The organism is Photorhabdus bodei, from assembly GCF_003287735.1.
Lineage (GTDB): Bacteria > Pseudomonadota > Gammaproteobacteria > Enterobacterales > Enterobacteriaceae > Photorhabdus > Photorhabdus kayaii.
Genome location: NZ_NSCM01000155.1, coordinates 1 through 586, shown reverse-complemented (window position 1 = coordinate 586; position 586 = coordinate 1). Strand labels below are relative to the sequence as shown.

Sequence of the window (586 nt, the reverse complement as noted above, 5' to 3'; positions counted from 1 at the left end):
CACCTTTGAATTTCAAGAACATAAAATGGTGACAGGAATGCAATCTTACCACCATGAGCTTTTGAGTTTATTAGGCGTACAATATAAAGCGGTTTATTCCTGAATTAGGTGCGGAATGAAGGTTGAATCCTTTCTCGCTTAACCTCTATTCGTGTATTAAGGCTATTTCTCTGACTTTTTATTTCACCAAAATCAATAGCCTCTTTTCGAGAACGATAAGTACTTATGAGATATCCTTAATTGCATTAGCAAAGTCTTTACATTGTTCTTCATACAATGTATTTCGCTGCGATTCAGAGTCAATCAATTGGGTTGATTTCAAAATCTCAACCAATCTGATCAAAGAAATAATATCTCTAAACATAACAGTTTATTACCCGGTAATTACTTGAGTCAGTAATAGTAATAATAGCTTACGAAACAAGCTCTATCTGGCAATACTCTGTCACTGTCTTTACTGGGTTCCCTCTCAGGGGAATTAGCCTTAATTTCCTTAAGCCTCTTTTTTGTTAATCGTCTAAGATTAACCTCTGTAGGGTCAGGGAAACCTAATGCAGTGAAAATCTCTTCAGCCAACCTAATCGAG

1 pseudogene is annotated in these 586 nt (G+C 36.0%); it reads right to left on the bottom strand.

The window, feature by feature from the left end:
• Positions 1 to 393: 393 nt before the first annotated feature.
• Positions 394 to 586: pseudogene (locus CKY02_RS25385) on the bottom strand (putative type VI secretion system effector); the annotation flags it as partial.